The sequence below is a fragment of the Nostoc sp. FACHB-888 genome, assembly GCF_014696655.1.
Classification (GTDB): domain Bacteria; phylum Cyanobacteriota; class Cyanobacteriia; order Cyanobacteriales; family Nostocaceae; genus Nostoc.
In genome coordinates, this window is the sequence record NZ_JACJQM010000193.1 from 1 (window position 1) to 7,620 (window position 7,620).

Here is a 7,620-nt window from a genome sequence, read left to right on the forward strand (position 1 = left end):
TTAGATAGAGCTTGTTGCAAACAAAGGCTCTTTTTGTTTTACCATAAATTGCCACATTCTTTAATCTATAAGCTTTTCAGGGTATTTTGTCTCCCCGCAAGATTCAGTACTGCCCTTTGAAAAGGAACACTCATCTTTCATCGTTGGTTTTTTCGGCGGTTCGTATTTGGATAACAAAGCGCTAAAGTCGTAAATTGTTACTGTTGATTTGAGTTCAGGCTCAGGTTTTGGTTTCGACTCTATGGCGAGTTCAGGAATGCCTAAACCAACTGCATTTTTAATTTCTTGCTCCATGTCATCATTCTCCTTTGTGGGACATCTGCTCCACACCATCAATTGCTTCAACTAACTCAAACAAAACGTTGACAGCATCGTTTAACACAACATCATTGGTAGTAGAGAAATACTGTGAAGACTGAATTTTACGATAATCTTGGCTACTCCCCACAAGCCGTAACGTATATTGACAACCCTGCAAAATAGTCCGAATCTCTGATCTGGTTAACTTGATTTCCATATTGTTTATCTTCCTAAAATTTATCTCGTTGAATACTGAAACTAGCTCCGACCAAAGAACTGCCCAAGAAGGTGGAGAAACAGACCAACATTGCACCCAGGCAAATATTTTTCTGTTGCTTCCAATCAGAGATGATTATGTTGGGATTAGCATTTGTATTAATAATCTCCATTCCCCAGCACCCTACTGCCCCTACTCCTAAAAACCCAGTTAAGAGCAGAGAGATAATTGCAGTTGTTTCTATGGTGCGGTCGATGAATACTTTGGGGCTAAATCTTTTTCGAGTCCGACGAAGAGCTAATTTATTAGGAGTGTTTGAAGGCAAAGATGATTGATGAGTTATTTTATGGGTCTTCATTTTGCTTCATCCAACTCGACAAAAAAACCTGCACCAGTATTTGTCACTTTTACCAGCTTTCGATTCACTAATGTTTGTATGACACAGAGGCTAAAGTTGATACTGCACAATCGAGCGCTACCCCCACAACGACGAAGATACTGTAGGCATAATGAGGACTGGTCAGTAGGGGTGGAATGAGTGGATCTTCTGGGCATAATCTTGGCTATGACTCTATGATCTATAAATGATGTGAATTGAAAAAAAAATCCTTGACCAAATGGCATATCTGGGAAATGAACACAAACCATTCCATGTGCTGAATACTGAATTACTGCCATAACCTTGGGTCTTGTTCTCCCAGTGCTTTAATGACTTTGACAACTGAATTAATTGCTGGAAGATTAGCCATTTTTAATCATTTGCTGATTAACTTGTTATTGATTAGTAATTCGAGTTTTCACCGATTCCATATTGCCATTTGAGAAAACTGACGGGAGTACAGATTTCCTGCCAATCACAAGCTCCCATTGGGGCATTCCAGTCCTGTCGGTATTCCTCTCCAAAATACCCCATTCCCCAATGCCAATCATCATAGTTCGGCTGTGACTCCCATCCAAACCAGAGAGCAACATTTACTTTAACCAGATAAAAGAACTTAATAATCCATCCGCCATCGTAATCAGAAATAAAATCGTAATATTCTCCTATAAAGCGTTCATTCGTTAATGTAATCAAATCCATTCTTGACCAAAGATTCATCTGTTTATTTCCTCTATTTTGTAATTCACTGCGTACAGTTTTGTGATATGAGTTTGTTGATTTAATCTGGATCAACTAGCGGCTCGGCACAACCCATGAACTCACTCAAACAATGCGGTACATCTCCTAAGTAACTGTGCGTTCACTTATTTTGAGAGTCGTAATGCTGAAAGTGACTTATCGTTTGATAAACTGGGTTCATGTTTGACAACACCTGCAAATTTATCGCTGAGATGTATTCTCCTGATTTCGCTACTTGGCTATTAGGAGAACCGATTACTTTAACCAAATTAAGTCCTACAGAATTGTCTTTGGAACCTATTCGTGCTGATGCTTTAATCTTGCTGCAATCAGATGAAGTTGTTCTCCACATTGAATTTCAGACCAAACCCGATGACAATATGCCGTTTCGGATGGCTGATTACCGTTTGAGGGTATATCGGCGTTTTCCTAATAAACGAATGCACCAAGTGGTAATTTACTTAGCTAAAACTGAATCAGAGAAGGTGTATCAAACTACTTTTACTACTGAAAGTTTACGACATGAGTTTTCAGTGATTCGGTTATGGGAGCAGCCTCCTTCAGATTTTTTGAGAACCCCAGGGTTATTACCATTTGCTGTATTAAGTGCGACTGACAACAAGGTTGCTACACTGCAACAAGCGGCCGAAACTATTGATAAAATCCCTGAAAGGCGAACTCAAAGTAATATTGCTGCCGCCTGTGCAATTCTGGCTGGGTTAGTATTAGAGCAAGAAGTGATTGGGCGTTTATTCAGGAAGGATGTTATGCAAGAATCAGTGGTTTATCAATCAATCAAGACCGAAGGTAGCGATGAAAAAGCCCGTAAAATTGCTATTAACTTATTAGCTGAGGGCATCAGCGTTGATGTGATAGCTCGGGTTACTGGTTTACCAGTAGAAGTTGTGCAACAATTACAGCAGGGAGAATCTGAAAACCAAGAGTAATTTTGCTACTATTCTTATACTGAATCGGCTCAACGAGGGTTGTATTTCAATCTCCGATTTCCTGCGATACTCAGTACGGTGGTTGCTTGTTGACAATAATACCTCTTTGTTTGATGAGTACGATTACTGTTAATGCAAAACCAGCGTTTCTAAGAGAACGTTAAGATTGCTGCCGAGTGTTTTCTCACTCCTGAATTCTTACTATGATTGCTCAATTCAGTTCAGGTAATTGTGCAAGCGCTCCCTCCATCCATGCTTGAATTGCTTCCATCTCAGAAACACCTCGTAATACAGCATCGATTACGTGTTTCTGATAAGAGTTAGCAGCACGGTTTGGATGCCCAAACTTATTACCACCCCAAGCCAAACACATGGTCTTCACTAGTTCATCAATTTGAACAGAGTCAAGCTCACTCGGACTCGTAACATTTCGAGAATGCAGCCATTCTTTCACCAAATCCAACGGATAATTTAAAAGTGTGCGAACTTCTTTGATTCGCAAATCTTTTGGGCTTATTGATGGCGGAGTTACAGCTTGTTTAGTTGGCTGAACTCTATACTGTTGATTGTCTTTGCGGGGTCTAATATTATTTTGTGGTTGTTCAGTCTTTTGAGGAGTAGTTGCGCCTTCAGCATCATTGTCTTCATCAGCCGTCACTGATAAAATTGCACAGACCGCATATCGACGAGCATAGGTCAAGGCTGCACCAAACTTCTGAGAATCACTAATTTCCGGAAGAGGATAAGTACTAGTGATACTCTCTCCAGACTCATGAAAAATATGAGTCCGTAGTACGGTTTTACCTTCAAAGATTTCGGTGGTTTGAATTATTACTAATCCATGTTTACCAAGCGCAGGAGTGACAGCATCTAATACAGCATCTAGTGTTGCATATTTGCGCTTGTAGTGAGGATTAGTACCGTCTTTTTGGATGGGATTAAACTCTGCCTTTGCCTTGATTAAAGCTTTGATTAGTTCTTGCATTGTCCGGCTCCTCTTTTACCAATCATTTTCGTTGATATCACCAGACACTTTTTTGCTAGACTTAGCTTTATTTATCTGAAACTCTGAGGCTTTTAGCACAGGCATTGCCGCTTGTTTTACCGAAGCTTTTGCTTGTTGATAGAGGAATTGAGTTATTCCATCAGCATCTTCTCCATCTTCCACTTGCGCCCATAAAGAACAACCTAAATCAAGTGATTCAAAATTGCCAAGATTGAATTTTCTAGAGTAGCTAACAGATACAGTGGTAAATTTCATAAGATGTCGGGTTTGCTATATATTGATTGTCAATTTTCTTCGCTAGTATCAACCATCTCAATGCTGAGTCTTTTACATAAATCGCTAGCTTTTACACCAACAATTCCTGGTTCAATCTCAGTAGATAATTCCTCGATGATTGAATGAAAGCCAGGGTCTTGATCATTGATTTCAACCTCAATCAAACCTGCATTACTCGATATAACAGTTGCCCAACTTGGCAAAGATTGAGGAATACTCGTTGCATAGAATTTCATGATTCTGATTCCTGATTAAACTTGACTTCAACGATTTCTTCCACGCAACCCATTGCCTCACCCAAGTAATGCAGAACATCGGCTAAGTGAGTTGCTGCTTCTGGGTCAATCTTTTTATCAGCAATCAACAAGAGCCAGTTTTCATCTTGAGCAATCGTCTGAATCTTCAGGTAACACAAGTTAAATTCTTGTAGGATTTCTATGGGTAACATTGTTATATTTGTGGAACTAAGAAAAACAGTCTGATTGAGGAAGTGGGCAGCAACGCCCACCCCTTTCCTTACACTGCAACCAAATCAAGAGCTTGTGGAACGTATCTCTTTAACCGCTCCCACTCGTCACTCGTCAACGCATCAAATTCTTTATCGAGTAATTCCTCTTCTGTAGGTGGTTGCTCTGCAGCCGTTCTTAATATCCTTGCCACGTTCAAAAATTCATCCAACCCAGCAGCTGCATCAACCGACTCGGCATATCGAAGAGAATCCACACCGTTAGACCAGTGGGTAATATGCTGAAATATCACCCCAATCATCGAATCAGCTTTGTACACTCGATAATTCCTGGGGCAAGCTCCGCCAACGTAAACCAGCTTGTATCCAGGAATCTCCTGCACCTCTGCGTTGGGGTCGGTTGGAGGCAGGAGTATTTTGTCAAGAGACTCTTCTAACTCCGTCTGTTGAAGAGGAAATGTGGTTATCATATCCGATGTGCCATGATGATTTCGATTGTCTAAATTTCGGTTGAGCGGCGATTGCTTTTCTCTTGGACTGCGATCGCCTTTTTCACTTCAGGAATTTATTACACCTCTGCGTTGGAGCTGGTTGGAGGTAAAAGAATTTTCTCTAGGCAGTCACCTAAACCCAGATCAAGAAGTGCAGGGTTACTTGCTGTACTTTGTGTCATGATTGTATTTATTCGAGATTAAACTCGTTGGCGATTGCAATTCTTTTGGTGTGCAATCGCCTTTTCTGACTTCAGCAACTAAGCCGCTACTGTCGCTCGGACTCCCAACAACGCAATCACAAGTTCCGCACTCGGAGCCACACGATTGACTCCGTACTGTCTTGGTCTGGCGTACCAACCTTGTTGATCGCACCCGACGAAGCCGACAAAACGCCCGTCTTGGTAGAGTTTGGTGCTGAATCCCAACCAATCAACTTCGCCGTGATACAGACCAAAAACAGTGCAGGCTTTTTCTAATTCCTCGCTTAAACCTTCGTTGCGTTCCCTTGGTGTTTCTGGAAGTGTCGCTTTAACCTCTGCAACTCTTGTAGCGAACCAGTTGCGATCAAATGGGAGCCGTCCGGGTTGAGTCGATGGGGGATATTATTCCCCGCACCTCTCAGTTAGATCCGTGCGTACCCGTTTCCGTGTACACGGCTCCCGATGTTCTTAGCTTGCGCCTTTGCTCATGTGCTTGTAATCGTGGCAACTCTCATGAATTGCTTCAAGATTATTCTTTTTCCAGTTGGCGTGATTTCCGTCGATGTGATGCAGATGAATCCGTTCTTCATCGATGAATTTTAGACCGCAGGATGCACATCTATGGTTTTGCTTCTTAAGAGCAATAGAGGTTTCGCTGTCGTAGAGCTTGCTATTACGTTCGCTCCAGTAGGCTATGTCTCCGTCGTAAGGTGATTTAGTTCCTTTGACAGAAACGTGTTTGTTTTCGGAGTAAGAAACCTTTGGAAATGCCTTTTTTATTAGCTCCTGGCATGTGTGACGATTTTGCTTGGTTTCCTTGTTGGGGTAGTGTTACGGAAGCTGTCACCAGGGGCAAAGTAGCTCTAAAGTCCTTAGAGGACTAGGTTTCAAACTTTTCACCTTGAGGGGACACGCGATAATGCCAGGGAAAGAAAAATCCAGCTTTCACTCTGACTGAGTGCTTCCCAAAAAAGTACCGAATTTTGTATGGGAGTTGGCACTTTACCTGTTTACAGTCTGGATTAGCAGGGAAAAATCCTGAAACTGTATCATTGTCCCAAGTAAAGTTCCGACTCTAGTCAAAATCGGAACTTTTTAGCAATGATGAGCAATCGCTATCCCAAATCATCATAAAGCAATACGGTTCAGTTAAGGCTAAGAAGCTTATTAGTAATGTGAAACTTCGGAGCCTCTACTCGTTTTCCAGTACCTCTGTGTCTTGGCTTTTTAGAACGAAACTTTGATACAGGTTTTTTCACAACTCTGGGATTAGTACGGTGAATTCGTTCGGGTAATAAAGTATCCAGAATTTCTAGGGTTAGCCAATTGAAAAAAAAGGGAATTCTTCTGCTTGTAAGCGTTGAAACTTAGGAATGGCACGACGGATGACTCGTAATGTTCCTGTAAAACTTAGACGCAAAGGAGGAACAGAAGCACTAGTTGCAGCTTGAAGCATCAACACTCTGACTGACCAATGCCCCAACAACCAACCATACACTTCTTGTACAACTTCTCGTGGTTTTTGGGAACGAACATGGGTTTTCCGCCCCAAAAGATGGATTTTCAATTCATCAATAGTATTTTCTACTTCCCATCGCTGATGATATTCTCTTGCTAACAGTTCTGCTGGGAATTTTTCAATATCTAATAAGCTAGTTATTAAGCGATAAGTAAGTTGTTCAGCAGGGTTTTCTGGATGCTCAATTGTGTATTCAATAACTCTTACCAAGAGTGGCTGACAACCTTTTTTTCTGAGTTTTCCTGAAGGATTAATATATGACAAATAAGAGCCATCTTCTAAGGTTTTTTCACAGATAAATTTTACATTTGCTGGAATTCTACCTAGATAGTCGCACCCCTGAGACACTGTTGAAGATACCATTCCATAGGAATGTAACCCCCTATCCCACATTAACAACATTCCTGATTTCACCGAGCGTAATAATTTTAACGCTCGGACTCGTTCTCCTATCCGATAAGGACACATTAAGGCATCAAATATAATGTGCGTTCCTGCCTCTATCAAAACGACTAATCTCACTTTAGGGAATGCCGCGACTGTGCCAGGGCGACTGCTGGGACGACCAAAAACTCTCGCATTTTCATCGCTGTCTGGAACATCAAAACAAGTGCCATCAATTACCACAATTCGCAGTCCATTTAAAAAGGCTCCCAATGTTTCATCAGTCGCCATTGGTTGTACTAACTCGTAGAATAATCGGCTCATCACCTCTGCCCCTAAGCGCTGTCGAGCTTGAGTAATTGCTGATTTACAAGGCACTCGCCAATATTTACCAACATGAACCCATGCTTCCGACATTCCATCAACTAAATTTTTGAGTACATCCCGCATCGAATCTCTTGACCACAGGCTCATGGCTATTAGTAGACAAACTACCAAATGTGCTGGTAAAGAGCGATTTCTCTCTTCGCTAGCTTTACTTGCTGCGATCGCTCGCTCAATAGTAGTTGCAGGTATAGCTATCTCTATAGCGAATGGCACTGAAATAAGCCAAGATATAGTTAAATTAAGCAGTCTGTAATTGACGGCGTAATTGATTTCTAGGTTGTTTCATTAATGGGTAAGCTTTGGG

General features: G+C 41.5%; 14 protein-coding genes and 1 pseudogene. 2 read left to right on the top strand and 13 right to left on the bottom strand.

The window, feature by feature from the left end:
• Positions 1-60: 60 nt before the first annotated feature.
• The 5 genes from H6G26_RS36120 to H6G26_RS36135 all read right to left on the bottom strand — a co-directional run bounded on the left by H6G26_RS36120 (position 61) and on the right by H6G26_RS36135 (position 1,616).
• A complete protein-coding gene (locus H6G26_RS36120; RefSeq protein WP_190736202.1) occupies positions 61-294 on the bottom strand; it encodes a hypothetical protein in 234 nt (77 codons plus the stop codon).
• A 4-nt stretch (positions 295-298) separates the two neighbouring features.
• Positions 299-517 carry a hypothetical protein gene (locus tag H6G26_RS36125; protein ID WP_190736204.1) on the bottom strand — a complete coding sequence of 73 codons (219 nt, stop codon included), beginning with the start codon at positions 515-517 and terminating at the stop codon, positions 299-301.
• Between the two features lie 13 nt (positions 518-530).
• A complete protein-coding gene (locus tag H6G26_RS36130) occupies positions 531-875 on the bottom strand; it encodes a hypothetical protein (RefSeq protein ID WP_190736206.1) in 345 nt (114 codons plus the stop codon).
• Positions 872-1,195, bottom strand: a complete 324-nt coding sequence (locus H6G26_RS43300) for a hypothetical protein (protein WP_242054174.1) — start codon at positions 1,193-1,195, stop codon at positions 872-874. The genes H6G26_RS36130 and H6G26_RS43300 overlap by 4 nt, the downstream gene beginning before the upstream one ends.
• Positions 1,196-1,298: 103 nt before the next feature.
• Positions 1,299-1,616 carry a hypothetical protein gene (locus H6G26_RS36135; RefSeq protein ID WP_190736208.1) on the bottom strand — a complete coding sequence of 106 codons (318 nt, stop codon included), beginning with the start codon at positions 1,614-1,616 and terminating at the stop codon, positions 1,299-1,301.
• A 200-nt stretch (positions 1,617-1,816) separates the two neighbouring features.
• On the opposite strand from H6G26_RS36135, the gene H6G26_RS36140 reads away from it, so the two are divergent.
• The gene (locus H6G26_RS36140) at positions 1,817-2,584 is read left to right on the top strand and encodes an Rpn family recombination-promoting nuclease/putative transposase (RefSeq protein ID WP_190736210.1); all 768 of its coding nucleotides are present in this window, start codon (positions 1,817-1,819) and stop codon (positions 2,582-2,584) included.
• Between the two features lie 211 nt (positions 2,585-2,795).
• Here H6G26_RS36140 and H6G26_RS36145 read toward each other — a convergent pair whose 3' ends face one another.
• The 5 genes from H6G26_RS36145 to H6G26_RS36165 all read right to left on the bottom strand — a co-directional run bounded on the left by H6G26_RS36145 (position 2,796) and on the right by H6G26_RS36165 (position 4,802).
• Positions 2,796-3,569, bottom strand: coding sequence for an ERF family protein (locus H6G26_RS36145; protein WP_190736212.1), 774 nt, complete (start codon positions 3,567-3,569; stop codon positions 2,796-2,798).
• A gap of 15 nt (positions 3,570-3,584) precedes the next feature.
• Positions 3,585-3,845: a hypothetical protein gene (locus tag H6G26_RS36150; protein WP_190736214.1), complete on the bottom strand. Its 261-nt coding sequence runs from the start codon at positions 3,843-3,845 to the stop codon at positions 3,585-3,587.
• Between the two features lie 29 nt (positions 3,846-3,874).
• Positions 3,875-4,102 (bottom strand): hypothetical protein, encoded by a 228-nt coding sequence (locus tag H6G26_RS36155; RefSeq protein ID WP_190736216.1) that lies wholly within the window; start codon positions 4,100-4,102, stop codon positions 3,875-3,877.
• Complete coding sequence (locus tag H6G26_RS36160; protein WP_190736218.1) at positions 4,099-4,314, bottom strand: hypothetical protein; 216 nt, start codon at positions 4,312-4,314, stop codon at positions 4,099-4,101. Before H6G26_RS36160 ends, H6G26_RS36155 begins: the two co-directional genes overlap by 4 nt.
• Before the next feature lie 68 nt (positions 4,315-4,382).
• Positions 4,383-4,802, bottom strand: a complete 420-nt coding sequence (locus H6G26_RS36165) for a hypothetical protein (RefSeq protein WP_190736220.1) — start codon at positions 4,800-4,802, stop codon at positions 4,383-4,385.
• A 25-nt stretch (positions 4,803-4,827) separates the two neighbouring features.
• Here H6G26_RS36165 and H6G26_RS36170 point away from each other — a divergent pair, with 25 nt between their 5' ends.
• Positions 4,828-5,007 (top strand): hypothetical protein, encoded by a 180-nt coding sequence (locus tag H6G26_RS36170; protein WP_190736222.1) that lies wholly within the window; start codon positions 4,828-4,830, stop codon positions 5,005-5,007.
• Positions 5,008-5,083: 76 nt separating this feature from the next.
• Here the strand turns inward: H6G26_RS36170 and H6G26_RS43305 are convergent, their stop codons facing one another.
• From H6G26_RS43305 to H6G26_RS36185, 3 genes and pseudogenes are all read right to left on the bottom strand, one after another.
• Complete coding sequence (locus H6G26_RS43305; protein WP_242054175.1) at positions 5,084-5,251, bottom strand: hypothetical protein; 168 nt, start codon at positions 5,249-5,251, stop codon at positions 5,084-5,086.
• A gap of 243 nt (positions 5,252-5,494) precedes the next feature.
• Positions 5,495-5,848 (bottom strand): annotated as a pseudogene (locus tag H6G26_RS36180) (HNH endonuclease); the annotation flags it as partial.
• Between the two features lie 496 nt (positions 5,849-6,344).
• A complete protein-coding gene (locus H6G26_RS36185; protein WP_347242573.1) occupies positions 6,345-7,490 on the bottom strand; it encodes an IS4 family transposase in 1,146 nt (381 codons plus the stop codon).
• Positions 7,491-7,620: the final 130 nt, after the last annotated feature.